Consider the following 25,662-nt stretch of genomic DNA (forward strand, 5'->3'; position numbering starts at 1 on the left):
GTGGCTGTTTCCGGCAACGGAGGCAGCCACCTGGCGTTTGGTGGCAATCGGGGCGGGGCTTGTGGTTATACTTGCGGCATGAATCTGCGCCTGTTAGTGCTGCTGCCGCTGTTGCGGCTGGCTTTTTCCTCCTCGGCCCAGCCCGCCACCCCTTCGCCGGCCCGGCTGGAGCAGCTTGGCCTAGTGACTTCCCGGTTTGTGCAGCCCCGCCGCGTGAGCGTGTGGCTGCCGCCCGGCTACGAGCAGGGCCGCCGCTACCCCGTGCTGTACATGCACGACGGCCAGAATCTCTTTGAGCGCGCCACGTCCTACGGCGGCACCGCCTGGGAAGTCGACAGCGTGCTTACGCAGTTGATTGGGGCCGGGCAGGCGCGGGCTTGCATTGTGGTGGGCGTCTGGAACACCGACCGCCGCTTCCGCGAGTACGCCCCGGCCAAGCCCTACGCCGCCATGCCCGAAGTCCGCCGCGCCCGGCTGGCGCAGGAGCGCCCCGGCACCCCGCTTTCCGACGACTACCTGAAGTTTCTGGTGCAGGAGCTGAAGCCGCGCATCGACAGCCAGTACCGCACCAGCCCGCGGCGGCCCGATACGTTTGTGGCCGGCAGCAGCATGGGCGGGCTGATTTCGCTGTACGCGGCTATGGAGTACCCGCAGGTGTTTGGCGGCGCGGCCTGCCTCTCCACGCACTGGCCCCTGAGCCTCAAGGAAAGCACGCCCGATTTCACCACGGCCATGCTGGCCTACCTGCAGCCCCGCCTCACCGGCCGGTTGCGCCCGCGCCTCTACTTCGACTACGGCACCACCACCCTCGATGCCTGGTACGAGCCCCACCAGCAGCGCGTAGACAGCCTGTTGCGGGCCATGCGCTACCCGCCCCGGCGCTGGCTGACCCGCAAGTATGCCGGCGCCGCCCACAACGAAGCCGCCTGGCAGCAGCGCGTGGCCGTGCCGCTGCGGTTTCTGCTGGGCCAGTAGCCGGCCGGCCAGCTCCCTATCCTAACGCCTACATCCTCGCCGAATGCCCGTTGCACAGCCCGAGCCCAAACAATACTTTCCGGCCCTGACGGGCCTGCGGGCCGTGGCGGCGGGGCTGGTGTTTGTGCACCACTTCAACCCGTTTTCGGCGGAGAAATTCGGCTGGACGGTGCATACGCTGGCCGCCGAACTGCACATCGGCGTCACCATTTTCTTTGTGCTCAGCGGCTTTCTAATTGGCTACCGCTACCTCGGGCAGGAGCGGCTGCAGCTGCGCACGTACTTCGCCAATCGCTTTGCCCGCATCTACCCGCTGTACTTTCTGCTCACGACGGCCACGTTCATTCTGTTCTACTATCTGGGGCGCGACACGGCCGACAACCTGCTGGAGCAGTACGTGCTCAACATCACGTTTCTGCGGGGCCTGTTCCAGCAATACCTCTACACCGGCATTGCGCAGGGCTGGTCGTTGACGACCGAGGAAATGTTCTACGTGTCGGCGCCGCTGGCTTTCTGGCTGGTGCGGCGCAGTGGGCACTGGCTGTGGGCGCTGCCGCTGGTGCTGCTGGCGGTGGGCGGGGCGCTGGTGCTGGCCGGGCGGCCGCAGCCCTGGCACGGCTTCTTCGATTCCTTCGATTTCCTGCTGCAGTTCGTGTACCTGGGCCGGGCCGCCGAGTTTTTCACGGGCGTGGCATTGGCTTGGTGGCTGCGGCAGCGCAGCGGGCAGCTGCCGTTCCGGGGCCTCACCTACGTGGGCCTGGCTGGCATGCTGGCCTGCGTGGCGGCCCTCAGCCGGCTGCACGGCCCCGAGGAGTATGCCTTTGGGGTGATGACCTGGCCGGGCATGTTTATCAACAATATTGTGCTGCCGCTGGTGGGCATCGGGCCGCTGCTGTCGGGGCTGGTGCAGGAAGATACCTGGCTGCGCCGGCTGCTGGGCAGCGGGCCGCTGGTGCTGCTGGGCAAAAGCTCCTACGCCTTCTACCTGATCCATATGGGCGTGTTTCAGCAACTGCTGTATGAAGTTGTTGGCAATCAACTAGTGTGCGTGCTGCTGCTGTATGCTGGCTCCGTGCTGCTGTACTGGCTGTTAGAAGAGCCACTCAATCGGTGGCTGCGCCGGGTATTGGAGCGTCCTGCACGCCTGGCGAAGGCTGCCCAAAACACTGCCGACGTAACTATATCAGCCTAAAGCAGGTAGAAACGGTTTCCGTATTCTATCCTGACATGAAACACCTGACTTTTCCGGGGCCGGTAGCGGCTCTGCTGCTGCTGGCATCCTGCAACCAGGGCCAGCCCGCCACCGATACCCCCGCCAACACGCCCGCCCAGACGGTAGCCACGCCCGATTCTGCCACCCAACCCGCTGCCACCGCGCCGGCTTTGCCCGAGCCCTACGCCACCAAATCGGCTACCAAGCGCAGCAAGGTGATTGGCTGGCCGGCCGGCAAAACGCCGGTAGTGCCCGCCGGCTTCGTGATTACGGAGTATGCCGGCAGCTTCAACAGCCCGCGCTGGGCCTATATCACGCCCAACGGCGACGTGCTGGTAGCCGAGTCCAACACGGTGCCGACTTCCTTCAAGAAGAAGGTGGCCGCCAAGCTGGAGCTGGATACCTCGAAATCTCTGAAGGAAACCAGCGCCAACCGCATTACGCTGCTGCGCGACACCAACAAGGATGGTAAGCCAGACGTGCGCGAAACCTTCCTGGCCAACCTCAATCAGCCGCTGGGCATGCTGGTGCTCGGCGACTATTTCTACGTGGCCAACACCGACGGCGTAGTGCGCTACGCCTACAAAGCCGGCCAGACGAAAATCACGGGTCCGGGCCAGAAAATATTGGAACTGCCCGCCGGCGGCTACAATAACCACTGGACCCGCAACCTGCTGGCCAACGCTGACGGTTCGAAAATCTACGTGAGTGTGGGCTCAGGCTCCAATGTGGCCGAGCATGGCATGGAAAACGAGCAGCGCCGCGCCAATATCTTGGAGATAAACCCCGATGGCAGCGGCGAGAAAATCTACGCTGCCGGCCTGCGCAACCCCGTGGGCATGGACTGGGCGCCCGGAACCAAAACGCTTTGGACGGCCGTGAATGAGCGCGACGAACTCGGCGACGACCTCGTGCCCGACTACCTGACCAGCGTGCAGCCCGGCGCCTTCTACGGCTGGCCCTATGCCTATTTCGGCCCCAAGGAAGACCCGCGCCGCAAAGGCGAGCGGCCCGATCTGGTGAAGAAGACGCTGGTGCCCGAAGTGGCGCTGGGGCCGCACACGGCTTCGCTGGGGCTGGCGTTCTACAAGGGCCAGACGTTCCCGACCCGCTACCAGCAGGGCGCTTTTGTGGGCCAGCACGGCTCCTGGAACCGCTCGGAGTTTACGGGCTACAAAGTGGTATTCGTGCCGTTTGCGGGCGGTAAGCCAGCCGGCAAGATGGAAGACTTCGTGACCGGCTTCATTGCCAACGCCGGCGAAAAGGAAGTGTACGGCCGCCCGGTAGGCGTCACGACGATGCCCGACGGCTCGCTGCTGGTGCTCGACGATGCCGGCAACAAAGTGTGGCGCGTGGCGGCCAGCAAAAGCTAGCCGGCCTGCGGCCGAAATCCGCGCGCTGAAAAAAAGAGGGGAGATGCTGTAATGAATGGCCCGGTTAGGCGATTCAGCCAGTATCTTCCCTCTCTTATTTTTCTCCTCATGCGTCTGTTTCGCAAAACCGCCTTCGCCGCTGCCCTGCTGCTGACTTCGCTCACTGCTTCGGCCCAGAAAAAAAACACCAAAGCGCCCGCCAAGGCCCAGCCTGCGGCTACGGCTGCCACGGCCAACTCGCTGCTGTGGGAAGTATCAGGCAAGGGCCTGAGCGCGCCTTCCTATGTGTTCGGCACCATCCACATGATTTGCCCGGCCGACATGCAGATGCCCGAAACGGTGAAGCAAGCAGTGAGCAGCAGCAAGCAAGTGGTGCTGGAAATGGACATGGACGACCCCACGATGGCCCAGCAGGCCCAGGCCGGCATGCTGATGAGCGGCGGCCAGACCCTGCAGACCCTCATGTCGCCGGCCGACTACGCCGCCTTTGGCACCTACCTGCAGGCCAAAGCCGGCTTGCCCATCGACAAGGTGGGAGCTATCAAGCCGTTTTTCCTAGGTTCGATGCTGATGCCGGCCGTGATGGGCTGCCAGCCTGCCAGCTACGAGGCCGCGTTCATGAAAATGGCCCAGGAGCAGAAAAAGGAAGTGCTGGGCCTGGAAACCATGCAGGACCAACTCGGCGTCTTCGACAAAATCCCGTACGCCGCCCAAAGCAAGATGCTGACCGATATGGTAACCCAGGAGGCTGCCATGAAGCAGGAAATGCAGCAGATGGTGGGCCTCTACAAAACGCAGCAGGTGGAAGCCCTGCGCGAAATGAGCAGCAAAAGCCTGTTCGGCTTCACCGAGTATAACGGCTTGCTGCTCGATGACCGCAACCAGCGCTGGATTGCCAGCATCGAGAAAATGGCAGCCAGCCAGCCCACGTTTTTTGCGGTAGGCGCAGCTCACCTCGGTGGCCCCAAAGGCGTGCTGGCGCTGCTTCGCCAGCAGGGCTACCAAGTGAAGGCCGTTCAGTAGGCAGCGTAGCCCTGGCCTGATAAGTCCGAGCCCCGGCAGGCAGCACAGACCCGTGCTGCCTGTCGGGGCTCGGACTTTTGTGCTTCCAGAGGTGGCCGGCTTACCTTGCGCCACCATGCTGACCTTCCTTCGCCGCTACCTGAGCTACCTGATTCCCCTGACCCGCATTACCACGTCGGCCATCAACGGGCCGCTGGAAGTGACGTGGTACCGGGGCCGCAAGCTGCTGGACACGCGCCACGCCAACTACTCCTACGGCTCGCTGCAGCGGGTGCTGCGCTACGGGCTGCTGTTTGTGGCGCCCGAAACGGCCCAGCAACTGCTGCTGCTGGGGCTGGGCGGCGGCTCCGTAGTGGAAACCCTGCGCAAGGAGCACCCCGCCGCCGGCCACCTCACCGCCGTCGAGCTCGACCCCACCATCATCCAGCTGGCTGATACGGAATTCGGTATCCGCCCGAGCCCCGACCTGGCCATCGTGTGCGCCGATGCCTTTGCCTGGGTGCGCACGGCCCCGGCCACCGCCTTCGACCTGATTATTATTGACCTGTTCATTGACCTCGACCTGCCCGCCGGCCTCCGCACCGAGGAGTTCTGGCAGCAGATCTGGCGGCTGCTCACGCCTGGCGGCCGGGTGCTGGCCAATACGCTTACGGCTGCGCACCTGCAGGTGGCGGGGCAGGAATTAGCCGAGTTTCTGCCGCAGCTGGGCTTTGGGGTGAAGGAAGTGGAAGTGGAGCTGCTGAACCGCTTATTGATTCTGGAAAAGCCGCTGGCGTAGCGACCAGGAAGGCGTCGTTGCCGTATCAGGCGCGGCGCCGTGGCCCGGCGGCCGGCCCAAAACCCGGGGCGGCCGCCGGGCCACGGCGATACTCCGGTGGCTTTCCGCTTTCTTTGTAGTTCTATTCTACCACCTCGCCCCTCCGCATGGAAATTCTGAAGCATCTGCTCGACTTCATTCTGCACCTCGATAAGCACTTGGCTGAAATCATTCAGGACTACGGCGCCTGGACGTATGCCATCCTGTTCCTCATCATCTTCGTGGAAACCGGCGTGGTGGTGCTGCCCTTCCTGCCCGGCGACTCGCTGCTGTTCGCGGCCGGCTCGCTGGCCGCGCTGCCTGGCTCGCCCCTGAACGTATGGGCCATGATGGGCCTGCTCATCGTGGCCGCCGTGCTTGGCGACACGCTCAACTATCACATCGGCGACTATCTGGGGCCGCGTGTGTTCCGCGAAAACTCCCGCTTCCTGAAACGTGAGCACTTGGAGCGCACCCAGGCGTTTTATCAGAAGCACGGGGCTAAAACCATCATTCTGGCCCGTTTCATCCCCATCATCCGCACGTTTGCGCCGTTTGTGGCGGGCGTGGGCACCATGAGCTACACCAAGTTTCTGAGCTACAACGTAGTGGGCGCGGTGCTGTGGGTGTCGCTCCTCACGCTGGCCGGCTACTTCTTCGGGCAGATGGAAATTGTGCAGAAAAACTTCTCGCTGGTGGTGCTGGCCATTATTGCGCTGTCGGTGCTGCCGGCCGTTATTGAGTTCTTCAAGTCGCGCCGGGCTGCTGCCTAGCACGGTTTCTTCGGATTCTCTGCGCTTTGCAGGATGCGCGCACCCCAAATGTCATTGGGTTCGTGCTAGCAAAAAACAGCGGCTTGCCACGTGGCAAGCCGCTGTTTTTGTTTGGCTGCCGTTGTTGTCGGCGATGCGTGGCAGCCAGATAATCCGGAAAAAAGCCGTGCTAATTCGGGTGCTTTTTTGTTGCTTACCGCCCTCAACTTATTCTTGCTAGTATGCCTGCCTTCGGACTCATCGGCCTGACCCTGAAGCATTCTTTCTCTCAAACCTATTTCAGTCAGAAATTCGCAAACCTCGATTTATCCGACCACCGCTACGAGCTGTTTGAGCTGCCGGCCATTACGGCTCTGCCGGCCCTGCTGGCCCGCGAGCCGGAGCTACGGGGGCTCAACGTCACGATTCCATACAAAGAGCAGGTATGGCCGTTTCTCAACGAGGTGGCGCCTTCAGCGGCGCGAGTGGGGGCCGTCAACGTCATCGAATTTGCCGCCGAAGGCCGCCTGATTGGCCACAACACCGACTACATCGGCTTCCGGGACTCGCTGCGTGGGTTTCTGCCGCGGCCAGTGCCGCCGGGGCTGCGGGCGTTGGTGTTGGGCAGTGGTGGGGCATCCAAAGCCGTGGAGGTGGCTCTGCGCGAGTTGGGCATCAGCTACTGGGTGGTGTCCAGAAATCCTATGGGCAGCGGCCTCACGTATCAGGAGTTGACCCCCACCGTGCTGGCCGACCATCCGCTCATCATCAACACCACTCCGCTGGGCACCTACCCCGATACCGAACAGTGCCCCCCGCTCAACTACGCGGCCCTCACGCCCCGCCACTACCTCTACGACCTCATTTACAACCCCAGTGAAACCGAGTTCATGAAGCGCGGTCAGGCGGCAGGAGCACACACCAAAAACGGCTTCGAAATGCTGTGCATTCAGGCCGAGGAAGCCTGGAAAATCTGGAACCGGTAAGTGTTGGGTTGCTGGATTGGCGGGTTGGTGGACTAGCGAGTTGGTGGCGTGACTGTCATGCAGAGGCGCAGCCGAAGCATCTCGCGTGCTGATGGTGCTTCACTAGCCCAGGGTTTAAACCCTGGGCTACGGAGCGGTTGCCGTTCCACGATCTGGCAACGTCAGCACGCAAGATGCTTCGGCTGCGCCTCTGCATGACAGTCACGCCACCAGCCCGCCAACCCGCCAACCCAACAAGCCACCTACTGCTGGCCGCCGCCTTCGCCTTGTTTGGCGTCGTCGTTCTGGATGCCTTTGCGGCGCTTGGGGGCCTGGGTGGATACTTTGCCGAAGCGGTAGTTGAAGGCCAGGCGCACCCCGCGCAGGTAGATGTAGTTGTTGCTTTCCTGCGTGAACTGCGGCGTTTCCAGGATGGTGTTCAGGTTGCGGGTGGCCTGCAGGAAGTTGTCGGCGTTCAGGGTGAGGTCGGCTTTGTCCTGGAGCAGGCTTTTGCGCAGGCCCATCGAGTAGAACGCCCAGGCCCGCTGCTGGCCCTGCAGCTGAATGCGCGGTGAGTTCAGACCCGCGTTGAGCTGAATGCTCAGGCCGCGCCGCCACGGCGTGGCGGTGTCGTCGCCGGTCTTGGCGAATTTGTAGCTGGAGTTGATATTGATGCTGTACATCAGGCCGCTGTTGCGGAAGGCCGTGCTGGTTACGTCCAGGGCCGGACTGTTGAGCGAGACGTAGTAGAAGTTCAGGTTGCCGCTCAAATCCCAGAGCGGCACCGGCTTAAACGAGCCGAACAGGCTGGCCCCGTAGGTGGCATTGCGCCCGATGTTGCGGAACGTCTGGTTTTGCACGCCCTGCTCATCCACAAACCGCACCGTTTCAATGGCGTTGCCGGTGCGCCGCGTGTACACCGAGCCGTTGAGCACCACGCCCTTCACGAACGTCGTGTAGTTGAGCTCGTAGCTGTCCGTGAATTCGGGATTGAGGCGCGGGTTGCCGTAGCTGATATTGAGCGAGTCGGAGGCGTTGATGAATGGGTTGAGGTAGAAAATCTGGGGCCGCTGGATGCGCCGCGAATATGCCAGCCGCACCGTCTGGCCGGGCTTGCCGGGCTGGTAGCTTAGGCTCACGTTGGGCAGCAGATTGGTGTAGTTTTGTGTGAAGCGGCTGGCTTCGCCCTGCGTGAAGCGGCCCGTAATGTCGGTGCGCTCCAGGCGGGCGCCCAGCCGGGAGGTCAGCTTCTTGCTCAAGCTGAAGCCGTAGGTGGCGTAGGCGGCCAGCACGTCCTGGTCGTAGTCGAAGGTGTTGGAGCGGGCGGCGCTGCGCACCAGCGGGCTGTTGCCGGTGGGGTCAATCTGGACATCGTACTGGCTGCTCACGCGGCGCAGAATGCCCTTGGCCCCGGCTTCCAGGGTGGCGGTTTCCGAAAACGGGTGTGTGTAGTCGGTCTGGAGCGTGGTTTCGAGGTTGCGGCTCAGGTTGTCGCTGCCTTCCCGGTAAGTCCGCTCGCCCTCGGTGGCCCGGCCCGGAAACTGGTCGAGGTCGTAGCGCTGGGTGTTGCGGTTGCGGGTGTGCTGCCCCAGCACGCTCCACTCGCGCTTGGGCTGCCCCTCGAAGGTGCGGGTGTAGGAGCCGCTGGCGTCGTAGCTCTGGGTGCGGAAGGCGCGGTCGGTGGCGCGGGTGAAGTCGGGCAGCGCGGCCGGCTGGTTGAACTGGTCGTAGTCGCCCTGGTTGCGGAACAGGTTGCCCTGCACGCTCAGGTTGAAATTGTGCTCCTTGCTGGGGTCGTAGTCGAAGCCCAACCGCCCGAAGCCGCCGCCGCCTATCGTGAAACCGTCGCCTTCCTGCCGCAGCGAGGGCACCAGCGTGCCCTGCGCGTCGCGCACGCTGCGCGTCAGGTCGTTGCGGTTGGGGCTGTAGAAGGCGAAGCCGCTGGCCGAGCTGTTAAGCCCGATTTTGCCCCGCCGCACGTTCAGCGAGGCGTTGGCGTTGGAGCTGCGCGTGCCGGCCGCCACGCCCACGCTGCCGTTGGTGCCTTCGAGGTTGTTTTTCTTGAGCGTGATGTTGATGATGCCGCCCGTGCCTTCGGCGTCGTACTTGGCGCCGGGCGTGGTAATCACCTCCACCGTCTTAATCTGGTCGGCCGGAATCTGCTTCATGGCATCGGCCACCGAGCCGGCCACGATGCCCGAGGGCTTGTTGTTGATGAGCACCCGCACGTTGGAGGTGCCGCGCAGCTCCACGTTGCCGTCGGGGTCCACGCTAATCAGGGGCACTTTGCGCAGCACGTCGGCAGCGGTGCCGCCGGTGTTGGTCAGGTCGCGGTCGGCGTTGTACACGAGGCGGTCGGGCTTGGTTTCCACCACGTCCCGCTCGCCGGTCACGGTCACCTCGCCCAGCTTCTGGGCCGTGGACGTCAGCAACAGACTGCCCAAATCCACGGGGCCGTCGGCCACCGTCACGTTCTCCACCCGCACGCCGTAGCCCAGAAAGCTCACCTGCACCCGGTAGGCGCCGGCCGCCAGGCCCTTCAGCACAAACCGGCCCCGCTCGTCGGCGGCGGTGCCGTCCAGGGGCCGTTCGCCGGTGGCGGGCAGCAGGGCCACGGTGGCAAACTCCACGGGCTTTTTGGTGGCGGCATCCAGCACGGTGCCCGTAATGCGGCCCGCGCCTTTGGGCGTTTCGGGCAACGCCAGGCGCGGCGCGGCGACGGGTGGGGTAGCACCGGCCGGGCGGTTGCCGGTAGGAGGGGCGGCCGGCGTCTGGGCCAGGGCCGGCGCGGCAAGCAGCGTGCTCAGCAGCAGGGCTAGTGCGTGTTTCATAGTGTAGGAAGAATATACCGACGGGTGTGTATAAGCAACAATGCCGCAAAGTCTGGCCTGGCCGCAGAAGGTTGCATCTGGTAGCTGCCTTGAAGAAATAGTAATCTGCCCCGACAGCAGATCAGGGAATAAAAAAAGCCAGCCGCTCATTTCGGAGCGGCCGGCTAATGTTGCAGAGGTGTGCGGAACAATTTCTGTTACAAACGTAACAAGAAAAAGTCTATTATTTCACGCTCAGCTTTTTGGCAATTTCGGCGGTGTGGCGGCCCTGGTAGCGGGCACCTTCCAACTCGTTGCCGCTGGGCTGCCGCTCGCCCTGGCCACCGGCCACAGTGCTGGCGCCATACGGCGTGCCGCCCGTCACTTCATGGTGGCCCATCTGGCCCTGCCACGCGTAGGGCAGCCCTACCAGCACAAAGCCGTGGTGCAGCTGCATGGTATGCACCGCCCGGATGGTGGTTTCCTGGCCTCCGTGCTGGGTAGCGGTGCTCACGAAGGCGCCGCCCACTTTGCCTACCAGCGCTCCTTTGGCCCAAAGTCCGCCCGTAGAATCCCAGAAGGCCTGCATCTGGCCGCACATGTTGCCATAGCGCGTGGGTACGCCCACCAGAATGGCGTCATAGTCGGCCAGTTCCTCGGGAGTAGCTACTTCGATATGGGCAAAGGCCTTCTGCGCCTCGGTGGCCCCAATCTGGTCCAGCAGTTCTTTCGGCAGCGTTTCCGGCACCTGCTTGATGACTACTTCGTTACCTTCCACTTCGCGGGCACCTTCGGCTATGGCTTCGGCGAGCTTGAACACGTGGCCATACGTGGAGTAGAACAGAATTAGGGTTTTCATGGGCAGTAGGGTTAAGAGAATGAAGTAAATTACGGGGGTAGAAGCAAGTAGAATGCAGTACACATGTAGCTACATGCGAGCAAGCTAGCCAGTATACTCGCTTCCGGAAAGCAAGGTTATCAGGCAGCGGGCAGAGGGCCAGTAACTTTTTTTACAGATATCTGCCCCAGTATGCAACCGCGCGGTGGCCCCGGTAACTCTTGTGTGTGTTGCGGCCCTGTGTTGCTGCTGGCTATCTTTCGATTCTCTGTTCCCGACTTATGCTCTCCTTATTTACCCAGCGTACGCTACCTCAGGGCCTGCTCGCTATCCACGGCACCGGCGCCGCTGGCCGGCAAAGCAAGTGAGGGCGCTATCGTCGGCGCTGCAGCCCATGAGCGGGCTGCGGAGTTTGCTGGCCGGTGCGCCGGCTTCGTCCCCTGAAGCTCTCACGCCTCCCCCCGCTGCCGTGCGCCCACTTATCCCGCCTGCCCAACTCAGCGAGGCTGAGCTGCTCGACGGCTGCCTGGCTGGCAGCCGGCTGATGCAGAAGTACCTCTACGAGCGATTCGCGGGCCGCATGATGGCCGTGTGCCTGCGCTACGCCCAGACCACGTTCGAGGCCGAGGACGTGCTGCAGGAAGGATTCATTACGGTATTCAAGAACCTGAGCAGCTTCCGCCGCGAGTGCCCGCTAGAGTTCTGGATCCGCCGCATTATGGTGAATGCCGCGCTGCGCCAGCACCGCCGCAACGCCCCGCTGGTAGCCGTCAGCGACGGCGACTACCCCGAGGAGCTGGCCGGCGAGGAGTTCACCCTCTCCAACTACGGGTTCGAAGACCTGCTGGCCATGGTGCAAGAGCTGGCCCCCCGCTACCGGATGGTGTTCAACCTGTTTGCCATCGAGGGCTACGGCCACAAGGAAATCGGCGAGATGCTGGGTATTTCCGAAGGCACCAGCAAGTCGCAGTACTCCCGCGCCCGGGCAATTTTGAAGTCTAAAGTCGAGCGTCTTGACGCGCAATCCAAGAATGGCACTTTCCGATCCTAACCACACCCCCGACCCACGCCCCACCGGCGACCTGGAGCACCTGTTCCGGCAGAAGTTTGCCGAGGCGGAGGTGACTCCGCGGGCCAGCCTCTGGGAGCAGCTCGACCACGAGCTGCTGGTGCAGCAGAATGATACCTACCGCCGCCGGCTGCTGGGTTACCGCTGGGCCGCGGCGGCCTCGCTGCTGCTGCTGGCTGGCGGTGGCACCTGGCTGACGCTGCAACCGAATGCTCCCGGCGTGGCTTCTGCTCCCGCCTCGGCGGCTTCCGACCTCCGCAACAGCGGCACCCCGGCTGGCACAGCCGGTGCCAGCCGTTCGTACGAGGCCGGCAGCTATGGTTTGCAGCCCAGTCTGGCTGGCGTGGCCGCCAACAGCTTCCGTCAGCCCACCGCCGACCCGGGTGCCGCCCCGGCCACTGGCGCCGCGTCGGCCACCGATTATACGCTGGCCAGCGCGTCGGCCGCTCCGCAGGCTGCCCCGGCAGCCGACCGTGCCAGCACCTACCTGCCTGCCTCCTTCGGGCAGCGTTTCGGGCTGTATGAGGGTCGGCAGCCCGCTGCCACCCTTTCGGGCTCCTCGCTGATGCAGGAAGCGGGCTACACGGTGGTTGTGGGTACTGCGCCCTGGTCGGCGGGGCGCAACATCGAGTCGGTACTGAGCCGGGCGGCGGGCTTTGGCAACACTACCGCCACTGGCTTCGGCCGCCCCGATATGCTGACTTCCATGGCCGCGGCGCCGGCGGCTTCCAGCATACTGCTGGCTGCCGCTGCACCCCGAAAGCAGGTTTCGCCGGCCCAGCAGCTAGAAGAAGAGCAGCCCGCGCCGGCCCGGCGGCGGCGCTGGAAGCTGAGTGCCGGCTATGCCGCTTCGGCCTTCAACCCCAACATCGACTATTCGCGGGCTTCCGCCATCAGTGCGTCTAATTCTGTAAGCTTTAGCCCGGCTACCTTCCAGGTGCAGGCCTACGAAATGGCGGCTTCTGAGTACCGCTCCACGCTGCAGTCTGGCCTAGGGCAGCAGGTGGCCGTGCTGGCCAGCTACCCGCTCAACAACAATTGGACCGTGGAAACCGGCCTGGCGGCTGGGCAGCAGGAGGCAACGGCGGCCAGCTCGTGGGCATTTCTGGACGGCAAATCCACGCTGGCCTCTACGCTCACCGCCGACCGTAACCAGAGCGGCGCCGTGCGGCCCAACGCCGACTTGTCGTTGCGCAACGTGCGCTACCGCTACCAGACGGCCAGCGTGCCGGTGAATGTGCGCTACGCCACCAACTCGAAAAAAGGTTGGGCACTGTACGCCAAAGTAGGGGCCGCCGTGAACGTGCTGCTGAAGTCCCGCACCGAGCTGGAGGGCGTGCCCGAAGCTACCACCACCTACACGCTGGCGTCCACCAACTCGCCTTACCGCAAGGTCATGGGCTCGGTGCAGAGCGGTGCCGGTGTCCGGTATCAGCCCGCCAACGCCACCTGGCGGCTGGCCCTGGGCCCGAAAGTGGAAGCCGGCCTCAACAGCCTGAATGACCGCCCAACCGGCAGCTTCACGCGCCGCAGCCGCCCGTATTCAGTGGGTCTGGAAGCCAGCGTGGAGTTCGGCAACACTACCTCTACAGCAGTTGCCCGCCGCTAACCTCAGGAGTAAGAACCATTCAATTTATGCTTGCTATGCGCTACCTCTACTTGCTTTTGTTGGCCGGGGCCGTGGCCTCGTGCAACCGCCAGGAACCCGTGGAGCCGGAAATTCCGATCTGCCCACCCCTGGAGTGCTCCGACGGCACGTATGTGGCCGGTGAGCTGCTGGTAGGCATGCACGAAACCACCACGCTTCCGCAGACTTTCCAGCTCTTCAACAGCAATAGGTTCGTCATTAAATCGGTGATGGGGCCGGTGTACATCTCCGCCCTGCCCGCCGACAGCATCGACTATATGGTGCGGGAGCTGAACCGCAAGCCCTACATCAACACCGGGCCCTGGAAAGCGGTGAAGGACGGCAACGTATATCTGCACTACCAGACCCGCGCCCTTACCGTCATTCCGCGCCTGATGGATATGACCGAAGCCAACCAGCAGGACTGGCTGGCCACCGTGCAGCGGCTGGCGCTGCAGGAGCAGCCAACTATGGTGAAATCGTGCCACCTGGGCGTGTCGCTCTGCGCCGAGAAGTTCTGGGCGCAGCAGCTGCCTCAGAACAGCCTGGTGAAGTGGGCCGAAATCAACAAAATTGTGCGGGTGCAGCCCGGCGGCTAGCCGCTGGTGCCGTATCATGTGAAAACCTGTTCGCCCGTCGGACAGGTTTTTTCGTTTGCCGGGAAACCTACACTTTGCTAACGCAGTTATGCTAGGCTGGCTTTCTGGCCGGCGGCCGGGCGTTCCGGTGTCCTCTTTTCCTGTTGCATGAAGTATCAACTCACCTCGGAATTCCAGCCCACCGGCGACCAGCCCAAAGCCATTGCCCAACTGGTGCAGGGCGTGAACAACGGCGAGCCGGCGCAGGTGCTGCTGGGCGCCACCGGCACGGGCAAAACCTTCACCATGGCCAACGTCATTGCCGAGACCGGCAAGCCGGCCCTGGTGCTGTGCCACAACAAAACCCTGGCCGCCCAGCTCTACGGCGAGTTCAAGCAGTTCTTCCCCAACAACGCCGTCGAGTACTACATCAGCTACTACGACTACTACCAGCCCGAAGCCTACATTGCCAGCTCCGACGTCTTCATCGAGAAGGACCTGGCCATCAACCAGGAAATCGAGAAGCTGCGGCTGCACACCACGTCCACGCTGCTCTCGGGCCGCCGCGACGTGATTGTAATTGCCTCGGTGTCGTGCATCTACGGCATCGGCAACCCCGAGGAGTTCAGCAAAAACGTCATTTATCTGGCTCCCGGCCTGAAATACTCGCGCAACAACCTGCTCTACCAGTTTGTGCAGATCCTGTACTCGCGCACCGAAATGGAGTTCACGCGCGGCACGTTCCGGGTGAAAGGCGACACCGTGGACGTGTATCCGGCCTACGCCGACCACGCCTACCGGCTGTTCTTCTTCGGCGACGAAATCGAGGCCATCCACAAAATTGACCCGCAGAGCGGCAAGAAGCTGGCCGACGAGAAATCGGTGACCTTGTACCCGGCCCAATTGTTCGTGACCGGCAAAGACACGCTCAACCAGGCCATCAAGGAAATCCAGTTCGACCTCGTGCAGCAGCACGCCTACTTCGAGAAGGAGGGCCGCGACTCCGAAGCCAAGCGCATCATGGAGCGCACCGAGTTCGACCTGGAGATGATTCGGGAGCTGGGCTACTGCTCGGGCATTGAGAACTACTCGCGTTACTTCGACGGCCGCCAGCCCGGCACCCGGCCCTTCTGCCTGCTCGACTACTTCCCCGACGACTTCCTGCTGGTAGTAGACGAAAGCCACGCCACCATGCCCCAGATCCGGGCCATGTGGGGCGGCGACCGGAGCCGCAAAACGGCCCTCATCGAGTACGGCTTTCGCCTGCCATCGGCTTTCGACAACCGTCCGCTTACGTTCAACGAGTTTGAGAGCATGTACCGGCAGGCGGTGTACGTGAGTGCCACGCCCGCCGACTACGAGCTCACCCAGGCCAATGGCGTGGTGGTGGAGCAGATCATCCGGCCCACCGGCCTGCTCGACCCCGAAATCGACCTGCGGCCCAGCGTCAACCAGATCGACGACCTGCTGGACGAGGTGGACAACCGCGTGAAGATGGGCGACCGGGTGCTGGTGACGACCCTTACTAAGCGCATGGCCGAGGAACTGCAGAAGTACATGGAGCGCCTGGGTATTAAGTCCAGCTACGTGCACTCTGATGTGAAAACCCTGGACCGGGTGGAAATCCTGCGCCAGCTGCGCCTCGGCGAAATCGACGTGCTCATCGGCGTGAACCTGCTCCGTGAAGGCCTCGACCTGCCCGAAGTGAGCCTGGTAGCCATCTTGGATGCCGATAAGGAAGGCTTCCTGCGCGACCAGCGCAGCCTGATCCAGACCATGGGCCGCGCCGCCCGAAACGACCGGGGTAAGGTGATTATGTACGCCGACCGCATGACCGGCTCTATGCAGCGCGCCATCGACGAAACCAACCGCCGCCGCGCCACCCAGCTGGCCTACAACCAGGAACACGGCATCACGCCGCGCACCGTGCGCAAGAGCCGCGAGGCCATCATGGAGCAGACTTCGCTGTCGGACTACCGCATTCAGGAGGGCACGGCCTACGTGGGTCCCGAGGCCGACGGCGGACTGGCCATTGCCGCCGAGCCGGTAGTAGCCATGATGGGCCGCACCGACCTGGAAAAGCTCATCAAGCAAACCGAAAAGCAAATGGAAGCCGCCGCTAAGGACCTGGACTTCCTCACCGCCGCCAAGCTTCGCGACGAGTTGGCCGCCCTCAAGCAGGTGCTCAAAACAAAGCGCGAATAAGCGCCGCGCTTCAGAAGGTTATAAAACAAAGCAGCCCCGTAGCAGAGATGCTACGGGGCTGCTTTGTGAATGAGCGAGAAACGAGGCCCGAACGCGCGACTCTCAGCTTATGAGGCGATAATCTTGGTTCGAAGGAAAAACAGGTAAAGAGAGTACAGCTCTGCCAGCAGCGGCGGCGGCAGTTCTCGCGGCAGCCGGCTAAGCATAAGCGGTAGGTTTTGCCTTGGTAGGCTAGGGGCAGCGCATTTTGGTCGGTCACCGTCACTTGGCAAACGGGGTACCGGTCGGCTTTTGTTTGTTGGGCCAGAACGGGGCAGGCAAAACCACCATCAACTTGTTTCTGGAGTTTCTGCAGCCCACGGCTGGCCAAGCGCTGCTGGGCGGGTTAAGCGTGGCCGAGCAGCCGCTCGAAACCCGGCGGCTGCCGCGCCTCAAGCAGAAAAGCCCCCTCGTTCCAACCGGCGGAACAAGGGGGCTTTTCTGCTTGAGGCGCGGTTTGTCAGGCCGCCTGAGGCCTAGTGGCCGTCTTCGCTGTCCACGTCGGCCCCGATGAGCGCCAGGCGCAGCGGCTGGCCAGCCACGCTGAAAGTCTGCTTGTCGGCTAGGTCTACCTTGCGCAGCATATGCACCTTGCCCTGCGGCGCGTTGGACACATACACGTAGCGGCGGCTGGCAGCCAGATACGGGGTGGCCGTTTTAGCATCGAGCACGCTGCTGAGCGAGCGGCTGGCCTTGCGCGTGCCGGTGGCCGCGTCGTAGAGGCTCAGGGTGCCGTCCTCGTCCAGAATCATCACGTTTTCGCCTTCCTCATCCAGCGCTACCCGAATAAACTTGGCGGTGCTGCCAACCTGCGTCATGGTGTTGCTGGCGGGGTCGATGCGGAACACGCCGTAGTTGTTGCGCGAGCCCAGGAAAGTGCGCGCCTTTTTGGCGTAGTAGATGGTCGAGAGCCAGTTGGAACCCGCCCCGGCCGGGTACGGAATCAGCCGCTGCTCGCCGGTCTGCCGGATGACCAGCACCCCGTCCGGCGCCCCGAACAGCGCCTGCTGCCCGTCGCCGGCGTCACCATGGATGCCTTGTGTGGCGATGGTGGGGGCGTTGACCACGGCGCCCTGCACATTCACGATTTTCACCTGCTCGGGCAGCGAGCCGGCCACCGTGTTGTTTTTGTGCGTCACGGCGTAGTTGCCGTTATCGAACAGAATCATGGCGCCGTGGTGGGCGGCCCCGGTAGCGAAGTTGGCCGGAGCCGGTAGCGTGTGCAGCTGGCCTTCCTCCACGTAGCTGATGGAGGCGTTGCCGTCGTTGAAGAGGCTGAACTTGTTGTGCGAGGCCAGCACGTGGCTGGGCGTGGGTGCCGTGGATTTGGTCAGGCCCCATTTGGGCGTGCCTTTCACGTGCACGTGCTCGTCGTGGCGCTCAATGCCGGTGTCGAAGAACTCCACCAGGCTGTTGGCGGTGCTGACCACTGCCGCCCAGCGCCCCGAAGACGAGGCGTACACGGCGCTGCCCCCGAACGAGGACGTAAAAGCGCTCTGCTCGTTTTTGGCGGGGTCGAGCAGGGTCACGGCCGTGCTGGTTTTGTCGGTGACGAGCACCCGGGCAAAGGCACTCTCGGTTTCCGGCTTGGCCGGCTCATCGTCCGACTTGTCGCAGGAGGTAAATGCGCCGGCCGAGAGAACGGCCAGCAAAGGGTAGAGCAGTTTGTGCTTCATAGCGCCGCAGCTGAAAGGATGAATGATGCTGCAAAACTATTAAACGAAACATTGTTGCAAAATATAAAACATGAAAATTAGTGTCTTTTTAAATTCAAGAGATGTTTATGCTCCTATTTTACTGATAGGTAATCGTCAGTTAAGTTAATTATATTGAAGCAATGTTTCAATATAAGAGTCGAGCATAAAAGCACCGCGCCGACTGCGGGCCGGCACAGGGTTATCTGGCACATATTGAAATGTTTACCGCCGGCTATTCACCGCGCGGCATCTGCCGCCGGCGGCCAGGTGGTTTAGGAAGGCTGGCACTCGCGGCAGGTGCCGGACAGCAGATAGTCGCGGGTCTGGGCCTCGAACTTGGCTGGCAGCGTCACGGCCGGAATGGCCACTTGGTTGAGGCAGAAGATGTGCTGGCAGGCCGTGCACTTGAAGTGCACGTGGTTGTCGAAGTGGGCCTGGGCGCTGCACTCAATGGAGCAGGAAGCATACCGGATGATGTCGGAAGCGTCAATCACGCGGTGAATCAGGCCGCTTTCCTCGAACGACTTCAGCGTCCGGTAGAGCGTGATACGGTCGGTATCGGGGGGCAGCAGCTGCTCGATTTCCCCGCCGGACAGCGCGTACGTAGCCTCCGAGAGCACCTGTAGCACCGCTTTGCGCACGGGGGTCTGGCGAAGGCCGTGTTTGCTTAACGTCTGGGCAAGGCGGTCGGGGGAGGTCATGGGCAGGGGCAGCGGAGGCAAAGAGGCGCAACGGTGCGCCCCGGTTACAACAGCGTAACCGCCACAAAAGTAACGAAGTTGGAACGGGCCGTATGCCGATGCAGCACGATAGGGTAGAACGCAGGCTGCAGATTAGTAGCAACTCTTGGCTTACGATTGTACCAGCAAAGCTGATTCTATTACCAGAGCAGCATACGTCACGCTGGTTAGCCCGACATTCCCGCAACGCAGCTGCATCATCGGCTCATTACACCAGCCAGCAAAACACGCTGCCTCCCCGGGGCTGGAAGGCAAAGTAGCATGTAGGTGCATTAGGCAACGGCTGCCGTAACAGCAGCTTTTCATCCGAATAACAATCCATCTGAGGCCAGCAATGATGAGGAGGCGGAAGTACACCCCGCTTTTCTCGCGCACGTTGTTCCTCCAGGCAGGTTGGAAGAGGCTGCTGTCGATGCTCACCCCCAGCAGTGCGGTGATGAGGGCTTGGTAAAAGAGGCGGGACGTTGCCTGACTAGCGGCTGGCACTTCCTAAGAACCATAGACGGATGTTGGCCATAAACTCGACAATATCCTTCCCGTCCAATTTCCAGTATAGCGCCCAACTACGGTTTTGCTATGCTCCCATCCAATACCCTTACGGCTACTGCCAACCCCTCTGTTGCCACGCTCATTCCTTTGCTGCACACGCTACGGGGAGAGTTGCTGCAACTGCTTCCATTGCATCCGTACCGGCTTGCCCGCCTGAACCGGATAGCGGACTAGCTAACGTACATCGTGGAAATGTGGCCGCCGGCGCAGTGGCCTGCCCGCTCTACCCGAGGTGACGTGGTGCCATCGGCAACGGAGTTGCTCACGTACTTGACAAAACTACCGGCCGAAGCGGGTGTTCGGCAGCAGGAATTGCGCCGGATCCTGACCTTGCTGCTCTAACCTTGCCCATTCTCGTGCACCACAAAATGGCGGCAATGAGATGAGGAATGTGCCCTATCCGGGTTATTGCGCACGATATGCTGGCTGCATTGCCCGTCGTGGAGAAGGCGCCTTACTCCCTGGCTCGCGCCATCCGCTGTCAAACAGCCTTTGCTACTTGCCATACAGCTACTTTTGGTGAAATTCATACTGCCCGTTGAACTCTCTGCCTGCCCTGGGGCTTTTCGCCAAAAATTGGTTTGGCAAGCTCCCTGCGCGGGCTGCTTGTTTCTGTCCATTCACCATTCGCGCTGTTCTTGGTGACGTATTCTCTACCTGACACTGTTTCTTCGGTCGACCTGCTTCGCGACGTACTGGCCGTCTCGTTGACTGGCATGAACCTGCTGCGGCCGCTCTACGGCCCTACGGGCGAGCTAGACGACTTCGCCCTGGAATACCTTAACCCGGCCGCGCAGCGCATGACCGGCCTGCCTGAGCAGCCCGGCGGCACGACCCGCACCCGCTTCCCCGACCTCTTCGTTAACGGCACATTTGAGTTTTACCGGCAGGTATTCGAGACGGGTGAGGCAGGTGTCTACCACTTCAACTACCAGGCCGACGGCTTCGACAACTACTTCCACGTGGCGGCCCGGCGCAGCGGGGAGATGCTGGTCGTCAGCTTCACCGACACGGCCGACCAATCCCGCAGCCCGGTGGAGCAGGCCTTGCGCGAAAGCCAGGCCGAGGCGCTGGCGGCCCGTGCCGAAGCCGAGCAGCAGCGCCAGCGCTTTTACGAGGTGCTGCAACAACTGCCCGCTCAGGTAGCAACCTACCACGGCCCCGAGCACGTGTATCACTTCGTTAATGCGGCCTACCAGCGTTATTTTTCCCAGCCGCCGCGGCTGCTGGGGCATCCTATTCGCCAGGTGTTGCCCGAGGCCGAGCAGCAGGGCATCCTGGCCCTGATGGACCAGGTGTACCAGACGGGTGAGCCCCACTACGCGCCCGAGCAGGAACTGTGGCTGGATTTCGCAGGCCAAGGGACACCCCCGCAACAAGTGTTTATTAACCTGCTGTATCATCCGTTGCGAGATGCCCACGGCCACGTCACCGGCCTGCTGGATTTTTCTACCGACGTAACAGAGCAGGTGCTGGCCCGCCGGCAGGTGGAGCAACTCAACCAGGAACTGGAGGCCCGCGTGCAGGCGCGCACCCAGCAGCTGGAACAAGCCCGCCTGGCCGCGGAGCGCCAGCGCCGGCAGGAGGAGCAGCTGCTCTGGCAGGCCCCGGCCGCCATCTGTATCTTCGACGGGCCGGAGTGGGTCTACCAGTTCGTCAATCCGGGCTACCAGGCCATATTTCCCGGCCAGCCGCTGCTGGGCCGGCCCTTGCTGGCGGTCTTTCCTGAGCTTGCAGACCAACCATTGCTCGACATTCTGCGCCGGGTATACGACACGGGGGAGCCGTTTCAGGGCACCGAAGTGCTGGTGCCGTTGGCCCGCACGGCCGATGGCTCCCTCGAAGACATCTATTTCGACCTGACCTACCTGCCCCGCCGAAACGAGCAGGGCGAGATTGACGGTTTCATCACCTATGCCTACGACGTAACGGAGCGGGTGCGCGCCCGCCAGCAGGCCGAAGCCGATGCCCAGCGGCTGCGCCTGCTCACCGACGCGCTGCCCGTGCTCATCGGCTACCTCGACCGGGAAGAGCGTTATCGGTTCACCAACGAGGCGTACCGCGCCTGGTTCAACCAAGACCCTCAAGCCCTGCTGGGGCACGCCGTGCGCGATATTGTCGGCGAGGCCGCGTATGCCAACGTCAAGCCCTACATTGACCGCGCCCTGGCCGGTGAGCGGCTCGATTTCGAGTCGCGCATGCCCTACCGGGAGGGCTTCGTCAAGTACATCCGCACCAGCTACGTGCCCGATGTGCAGGGCGGCGAATTGCGGGGCTTTTACACGCTGGTCACCGACATTACCGAGCAGGTGCTGGCCCGTCAGCAGGTCGAGCAGATCAACCAGGAGCTGGAAACCCACGTGCAGGTGCGCACCCAGGAAGCCCAGGAGGCCCGGGCCGCGGCTGAGCGCCAGCGTGGGGAGCTGGAGCGGGTCTTCGAGCAAGCCCCGGTCGCCATTGCCGTGTACCGGGGGCCGCGCTACGTCATTGAGCTGGCCAACGCCACAGTGGCCCGGCTCTGGGGGCGCACCCAGGAGCAGCTCATCGGCAAAGGTCTGTTTGAGGCCTTGCCTGAAGTAGCCGGGCTGGGCTACGAGCAACTGCTTGACGGGGTGATGGCCACCGGCGTGCCCTACGTTGCCCACGCCATGGAAGCCCAGCACGAGCGGGATGGACACCTGGATACCGTTTACTGGGACTTTGTTTACGTGCCCCTGTATGCGGCCGATGGTCGAATTGACGGGGCTATGGTGGTGGCCACCGAAGTTACGGACCAGGTGCTGGCCCGCCGGCAGATGGAGCAGCTCAACCAGGAGCTAGAGGCCCGCGTGTTGGCCCGCACCCAGGAGCTGGCCGACAACCAGCGGCTGCTCAACCAGATTTTGGCGCAAGTGCCCGCCGCCATTACCACGCTACAAGGGCCAGAGCACCGTTTCACGTTCGCCAATAACCGCTATCAGCAGCTGGTGGATGGCCGCGCCACCGTGGGCCGGACGGTGGCGGAAGTACTGCCCGAGGTGGCCGAACAAGGCTTCACCGAGCTGCTAGACAACGTGTACCACACCGCCCAGACATTTGAGGGCAAGGAAATAGCCGTGCTGCTGGCTCAGTCCGGCCAGCCGCCCGTGCAGCACTACCTCGACTTCACCTACCAGCCCATGCCCGACGAGCACGGCCAGACCCGGGGCCTGCTGGTATTTGCCGTGGATGTGACCGAGCAGGTGCGTACCCGTCGGCAGGCCGAGGCCATGCAGGCGCAATTGCTGGCCGTCGCCCAGCACCAGGCGGCCGAGCGCCTAGCCTTTTACCAGATATTTGAGCAAACCCCGGCGCTCGTGGCGTTGCTGCGCAGTCCCGGCCACCGCTTCGAATACGTCAACCCTGCCTACCAAGCGCTGTTTCCGGGCCGCCAACTGCTGGGCCGCGACCTGGCCGAGGCCGCACCCGAAGCCCAAGCGCAAGGCTTAGTCACCCGGCTGGACCACGTTTATGAAACGGGTGAAACCTACGATGTGAAGGATGTACCCTTCACCACGGCATCCGCCGATGGCCAGTCGGCACACACGGTCTACTTCACCTTCACCTACCAGGCCTACCGCGAAAACGGCCAGGTAGCGGGCATTTCCATCTTCGCCTTTGATGTCACGGCCCAGGTGCTGGCCCGGCAGCAGGTGCAGGCGCTCAACGAAGCGCTGGCCGCCAGCAACCAGGAAATGCAGGTAACCAACGAGGAGTTGCATGACGCCAACACCCAGCTCACGCGCACCAACGCCGACCTCGATACGTTTGTATACGCTGCCTCGCACGACTTGAAAGCGCCCATTGCCAACATTGAAGGCCTGCTCGATGCCTTGCGGGACTACCTGCCCTCGCACGAGCAGGAGCCGATGGTGCCGCGCTTGGTGGGCATGATGGAAGGGGCCATCCGGCGCTTTCAGCAGACGGTGGCCCACCTCACCGATGTGGCGCGCCTGCAGCACAGCACGGGGCCGATAACCGAGGAGGTGGACGTGGCCGACATTCTGGAAGATGTGCGCCTGGACCTGTGGGCCCTGCTGGAAAGCACGCATACCGAGCTGCACCTGCACGTGCCCGCCTGCCCCGGTGTGCGCGTGCCCGCTAAGCACCTGCGCAGCATTCTCTTCAATCTGCTCAGCAATGCAGTCAAGTACCGCGCCCCTGACCGCGTGCCGCACGTGCAGGTGCGGGCGCAGTGCGCGGCGGGCCGTTTCGTGCTCGCTGTGCAGGACAACGGCTTGGGCTTGAGCGCGCAGCAGCAGGGGCAGCTGTTCACCATGTTTCGGCGGCTGCACACGCACGTTGAAGGCTCGGGCGTGGGCCTCTACCTGATTAAGCGCATGATTGAGCTGGCCGGGGGCACCATTACTGTCGAGAGTCAGCCCGGCGTCGGTTCTACTTTCACCGTGACTCTGCCCGCAGCCTAGCGCCGGGCATTTCCTCTTCCTACTACTCTGCAAATGGAAAAACTACCGCACATCCTACTGGTTGATGACGACGAAACCACCAATTTTGTCAACGAAATCCTGCTCACTAAGCTGCAGGTAAGCACCCAGGTCCAAATCGCGACGAGCGGCGAACAGGCGCTGGCTCTACTCACACAGCCCCCGCCCTACGTGCCTACGCTGCTGCTGCTTGATGTGGCCATGCCTGGCATGGGCGGTATTGCGTTTCTGGAAGCCTACAGCAAGCTCCCACAAGCCCAGCAGGACGCCACGGTCATTGTGGTGCTGACCACCTCCATGGATTCGCACGACCTGAGCCGCATCAACGAGCTGCCCATTGCCGGACTTGTCAGCAAGCCCCTGAATCGGGACAAAATTGACACGCTGCTTCAGCTGCATTTTCAGCGCCAACTGCCAGAGGCCTAGCAACTGGTGGGACGGCCGTAACCTTCACATCTGGAGAGGTCCGAAGAACACAGAGTGAAATGCGCGTTCCTGCACAATAGCCTCAGCTAGCCAATACAAAGCTAAGTAGTCGGCTGCCCGGTGAGCATGAGGGTGGAGCACACCACGAAGCCAGGGCCGCCAAGACCACGGTGCACGGAAGCGCAGGCAAAGTTGCCACTAGGTAGTTGCAGCGCAGGCGGTAATGGTGGCGCCGTTCTTAGAATTTGCTTTAAGCGCCCTACTGCTTAAACCGAAAACAAAACAGCCACTCAGACTTGTGTCTAAGTGGCTGTTTTGCAATGAGCGAGAAACGAGGTTCGAACTCGCGACCCTCAGCTTGGGAAGCTGATGCTCTACCAACTGAGCTACTCTCGCTTGATGCTTGGTGAGGCAAAAATACGCGGCAGAAATCAAATTGCAACCGCTGGCCGTGGCCGCTGCTACGGCTGGCAAAGTGACTCAGGCCGGAAACGGCACTGAATCGGCACAGGCGCTGTTATTGTTCGGAATGCCGGTGCGGAATTCTTGTTTATCCAGTTTGATTCCGGCTGTTTATCTTCACTTTACCGCCCTGTAAATTGCCTATGCCTCCGTTGCCTCCCGTTACGCGCCGCATTGTGGGTATGATGACGGTGCTGGCTGGTTTTATGCTGCTGGTTGCGTTTTTCCTGCGAATGGGTATCACCTACTATGCCTACAAACAGGCCGGTACCGCCGCCATCTACAACCGTGAATTGCTGATGAGTATGCTGTTGCTGGTGGGCAGCGGACTGCTGCTGCGGTATGGCTGGCACACCTGGCGTCCGGAAAACGACAGGCAGGGCTAGCCCGCGGGGCCGGCTGGTAGCGGCCCGCAATTCCGGCCGGCGTACCTTTGCCGTCTTCCTGAATCCAGCCCGAATCCAGCCGCCATGTCTTCGCCGCTTACCATCACCGTTGCCAAACGCACTGCCGAGGCTGCCGCCCAGCTCGCCAGCCTGGGCCGCCAGACCTTCCACGACACCTTCGCCGCCGCCAACGACCCCGCCGATATGGCGTCTTACCTGGATGCTACCTTCAGCCCCGAGCTGCAGTTGGCCGAGCTGAACGACCCCGATACCATCTTCCTGCTGGCCCGCATGCAGCAGCAGCTGGTAGGCTATGCCAAGCTGCGCCTGCACTCCACGCTGGGGCAGGTGGAAGGCAAAGTGCCGGAAGAGCGCCTGGAGATTGAGCGCCTCTACGTGCTGGAAGACTGGACCGGCACCGGCCTGGGCGCCGCCCTGATGCGCCGCGCCATCGAGGAAGCCCGCGAGCAGAAGTGCCGCGCCGTGGTGCTGGGCGTGTGGGAAAAGAACGACCGGGCGCTGGAGTTCTACCGCCGTTTCGGCTTCAAGGCCGCCGGCCAGCACGAATTCCGGCTCGGTAACGACGTGCAGAACGACCTGATTCTGCGCAAAGGCCTGTAAACTGCGCGCTGCGCATTTGGCTGCCTGCCGGCAGAAAACAGGCCGGCAGCGCCTG

The 25,662-nt window shown here is 62.5% G+C and carries 19 protein-coding genes and 1 tRNA gene; 15 read left to right on the forward strand and 5 right to left on the reverse strand.

Translation table 11 applies throughout. The features are described from left to right. Positions 1-78 precede the first annotated feature (78 nt). The 7 genes from N008_RS10825 (at position 79) to N008_RS10855 (ending at position 7,118) form a co-directional block, all read left to right on the forward strand. Positions 79-975 carry an alpha/beta hydrolase gene (locus N008_RS10825; RefSeq protein WP_081910744.1) on the forward strand — a complete coding sequence of 299 codons (897 nt, stop codon included), beginning with the start codon at positions 79-81 and terminating at the stop codon, positions 973-975. A 43-nt stretch (positions 976-1,018) separates the two neighbouring features. Next, on the forward strand, positions 1,019-2,167 hold the full coding sequence (locus N008_RS10830; protein ID WP_052381438.1) for an acyltransferase family protein: 1,149 nt from the start codon (positions 1,019-1,021) through the stop codon (positions 2,165-2,167). Between the two features lie 35 nt (positions 2,168-2,202). Further along, the gene (locus tag N008_RS10835; protein WP_044015928.1) at positions 2,203-3,561 is read left to right on the forward strand and encodes a PQQ-dependent sugar dehydrogenase; all 1,359 of its coding nucleotides are present in this window, start codon (positions 2,203-2,205) and stop codon (positions 3,559-3,561) included. Between the two features lie 108 nt (positions 3,562-3,669). Then, a complete protein-coding gene (locus tag N008_RS10840) occupies positions 3,670-4,584 on the forward strand; it encodes a TraB/GumN family protein (RefSeq protein WP_052381439.1) in 915 nt (304 codons plus the stop codon). Positions 4,585-4,699: 115 nt separating this feature from the next. Continuing rightward, positions 4,700-5,362 (forward strand): spermidine synthase, encoded by a 663-nt coding sequence (locus N008_RS10845; RefSeq protein ID WP_044015930.1) that lies wholly within the window; start codon positions 4,700-4,702, stop codon positions 5,360-5,362. A 146-nt stretch (positions 5,363-5,508) separates the two neighbouring features. Beyond that, positions 5,509-6,153: a DedA family protein gene (locus N008_RS10850; protein WP_044015932.1), complete on the forward strand. Its 645-nt coding sequence runs from the start codon at positions 5,509-5,511 to the stop codon at positions 6,151-6,153. Between the two features lie 221 nt (positions 6,154-6,374). After that, the gene (locus tag N008_RS10855) at positions 6,375-7,118 is read left to right on the forward strand and encodes a shikimate dehydrogenase family protein (protein ID WP_044015934.1); all 744 of its coding nucleotides are present in this window, start codon (positions 6,375-6,377) and stop codon (positions 7,116-7,118) included. 242 nt (positions 7,119-7,360) lie between these two features. Here the strand turns inward: N008_RS10855 and N008_RS10860 are convergent, their stop codons facing one another. Together N008_RS10860 and wrbA are read right to left on the reverse strand one after the other, a co-directional pair. Continuing rightward, entirely contained in the window at positions 7,361-9,928 is a 2,568-nt protein-coding gene (locus tag N008_RS10860; protein WP_044015936.1) for an outer membrane beta-barrel family protein, read from the reverse strand. Positions 9,929-10,151: 223 nt separating this feature from the next. Next, on the reverse strand, positions 10,152-10,766 hold the full coding sequence (wrbA, locus tag N008_RS10865; RefSeq protein WP_044015938.1) for an NAD(P)H:quinone oxidoreductase: 615 nt from the start codon (positions 10,764-10,766) through the stop codon (positions 10,152-10,154). A gap of 448 nt (positions 10,767-11,214) precedes the next feature. On the opposite strand from wrbA, the gene N008_RS10870 reads away from it, so the two are divergent. The 4 genes from N008_RS10870 (at position 11,215) to uvrB (ending at position 16,224) form a co-directional block, all read left to right on the forward strand. Beyond that, positions 11,215-11,796, forward strand: a complete 582-nt coding sequence (locus N008_RS10870; RefSeq protein WP_231569684.1) for an RNA polymerase sigma factor — start codon at positions 11,215-11,217, stop codon at positions 11,794-11,796. Further along, on the forward strand, positions 11,777-13,423 hold the full coding sequence (locus N008_RS10875) for an outer membrane beta-barrel protein (RefSeq protein ID WP_044015940.1): 1,647 nt from the start codon (positions 11,777-11,779) through the stop codon (positions 13,421-13,423). The genes N008_RS10870 and N008_RS10875 overlap by 20 nt, the downstream gene beginning before the upstream one ends. A 35-nt stretch (positions 13,424-13,458) precedes the next feature. Further along, entirely contained in the window at positions 13,459-14,040 is a 582-nt protein-coding gene (locus N008_RS10880; protein ID WP_044015942.1) for a hypothetical protein, read from the forward strand. A 147-nt stretch (positions 14,041-14,187) separates the two neighbouring features. Continuing rightward, positions 14,188-16,224, forward strand: coding sequence for an excinuclease ABC subunit UvrB (gene uvrB / locus N008_RS10885; protein WP_044015944.1), 2,037 nt, complete (start codon positions 14,188-14,190; stop codon positions 16,222-16,224). 515 nt (positions 16,225-16,739) lie between these two features. Here uvrB and N008_RS10890 read toward each other — a convergent pair. Continuing rightward, positions 16,740-17,939, reverse strand: a complete 1,200-nt coding sequence (locus N008_RS10890) for a hypothetical protein (RefSeq protein ID WP_044015946.1) — start codon at positions 17,937-17,939, stop codon at positions 16,740-16,742. A gap of 293 nt (positions 17,940-18,232) precedes the next feature. Further along, entirely contained in the window at positions 18,233-18,661 is a 429-nt protein-coding gene (locus tag N008_RS10895) for a Fur family transcriptional regulator (protein WP_044015948.1), read from the reverse strand. Positions 18,662-19,890: 1,229 nt separating this feature from the next. On the opposite strand from N008_RS10895, the gene N008_RS21600 reads away from it, so the two are divergent. After that, on the forward strand, positions 19,891-23,694 hold the full coding sequence (locus N008_RS21600) for a PAS domain-containing protein (protein WP_156109229.1): 3,804 nt from the start codon (positions 19,891-19,893) through the stop codon (positions 23,692-23,694). 33 nt (positions 23,695-23,727) lie between these two features. Next, the gene (locus N008_RS10910) at positions 23,728-24,138 is read left to right on the forward strand and encodes a response regulator (protein ID WP_044015950.1); all 411 of its coding nucleotides are present in this window, start codon (positions 23,728-23,730) and stop codon (positions 24,136-24,138) included. 323 nt (positions 24,139-24,461) lie between these two features. Here the strand turns inward: N008_RS10910 and N008_RS10915 are convergent. Beyond that, a tRNA-Gly gene (locus tag N008_RS10915) sits at positions 24,462-24,534 on the reverse strand. A 209-nt stretch (positions 24,535-24,743) separates the two neighbouring features. Between N008_RS10915 and N008_RS10920 the strand changes: the two genes are divergently transcribed. Next, entirely contained in the window at positions 24,744-24,986 is a 243-nt protein-coding gene (locus N008_RS10920; protein WP_156109232.1) for a hypothetical protein, read from the forward strand. A gap of 84 nt (positions 24,987-25,070) precedes the next feature. Further along, positions 25,071-25,607: a GNAT family N-acetyltransferase gene (locus N008_RS10925; RefSeq protein ID WP_052381441.1), complete on the forward strand. Its 537-nt coding sequence runs from the start codon at positions 25,071-25,073 to the stop codon at positions 25,605-25,607. The last annotated feature ends 55 nt before the right edge of the window (positions 25,608-25,662 follow it).

Origin of the sequence: Hymenobacter sp. APR13 (assembly GCF_000737515.1) — a bacterium.
GTDB lineage: Bacteria > Bacteroidota > Bacteroidia > Cytophagales > Hymenobacteraceae > Hymenobacter.

What these genes read in the sequence shown, in the direction of transcription:
- N008_RS10825 (WP_081910744.1), top strand. Translation starts at nt 79, where the DNA reads ATGAATCTGCGCCTGTTAGTGCTGCTGCCGCTGTTGCGGCTGGCTTTT.
- N008_RS10830 (WP_052381438.1), top strand. Translation starts at nt 1,019, where the DNA reads ATGCCCGTTGCACAGCCCGAGCCCAAACAATACTTTCCGGCCCTGACG.
- N008_RS10835 (WP_044015928.1), top strand. Translation starts at nt 2,203, where the DNA reads ATGAAACACCTGACTTTTCCGGGGCCGGTAGCGGCTCTGCTGCTGCTG.
- N008_RS10840 (WP_052381439.1), top strand. Translation starts at nt 3,670, where the DNA reads ATGCGTCTGTTTCGCAAAACCGCCTTCGCCGCTGCCCTGCTGCTGACT.
- N008_RS10845 (WP_044015930.1), top strand. Translation starts at nt 4,700, where the DNA reads ATGCTGACCTTCCTTCGCCGCTACCTGAGCTACCTGATTCCCCTGACC.
- N008_RS10850 (WP_044015932.1), top strand. Translation starts at nt 5,509, where the DNA reads ATGGAAATTCTGAAGCATCTGCTCGACTTCATTCTGCACCTCGATAAG.
- N008_RS10855 (WP_044015934.1), top strand. Translation starts at nt 6,375, where the DNA reads ATGCCTGCCTTCGGACTCATCGGCCTGACCCTGAAGCATTCTTTCTCT.
- N008_RS10860 (WP_044015936.1), bottom strand. Translation starts at nt 9,928, where the DNA reads ATGAAACACGCACTAGCCCTGCTGCTGAGCACGCTGCTTGCCGCGCCG.
- wrbA (WP_044015938.1), bottom strand. Translation starts at nt 10,766, where the DNA reads ATGAAAACCCTAATTCTGTTCTACTCCACGTATGGCCACGTGTTCAAG.
- N008_RS10875 (WP_044015940.1), top strand. Translation starts at nt 11,777, where the DNA reads ATGGCACTTTCCGATCCTAACCACACCCCCGACCCACGCCCCACCGGC.
- N008_RS10880 (WP_044015942.1), top strand. Translation starts at nt 13,459, where the DNA reads ATGCGCTACCTCTACTTGCTTTTGTTGGCCGGGGCCGTGGCCTCGTGC.
- uvrB (WP_044015944.1), top strand. Translation starts at nt 14,188, where the DNA reads ATGAAGTATCAACTCACCTCGGAATTCCAGCCCACCGGCGACCAGCCC.
- N008_RS10890 (WP_044015946.1), bottom strand. Translation starts at nt 17,939, where the DNA reads ATGAAGCACAAACTGCTCTACCCTTTGCTGGCCGTTCTCTCGGCCGGC.
- N008_RS10895 (WP_044015948.1), bottom strand. Translation starts at nt 18,661, where the DNA reads ATGACCTCCCCCGACCGCCTTGCCCAGACGTTAAGCAAACACGGCCTT.
- N008_RS10910 (WP_044015950.1), top strand. Translation starts at nt 23,728, where the DNA reads ATGGAAAAACTACCGCACATCCTACTGGTTGATGACGACGAAACCACC.
- N008_RS10920 (WP_156109232.1), top strand. Translation starts at nt 24,744, where the DNA reads ATGCCTCCGTTGCCTCCCGTTACGCGCCGCATTGTGGGTATGATGACG.
- N008_RS10925 (WP_052381441.1), top strand. Translation starts at nt 25,071, where the DNA reads ATGTCTTCGCCGCTTACCATCACCGTTGCCAAACGCACTGCCGAGGCT.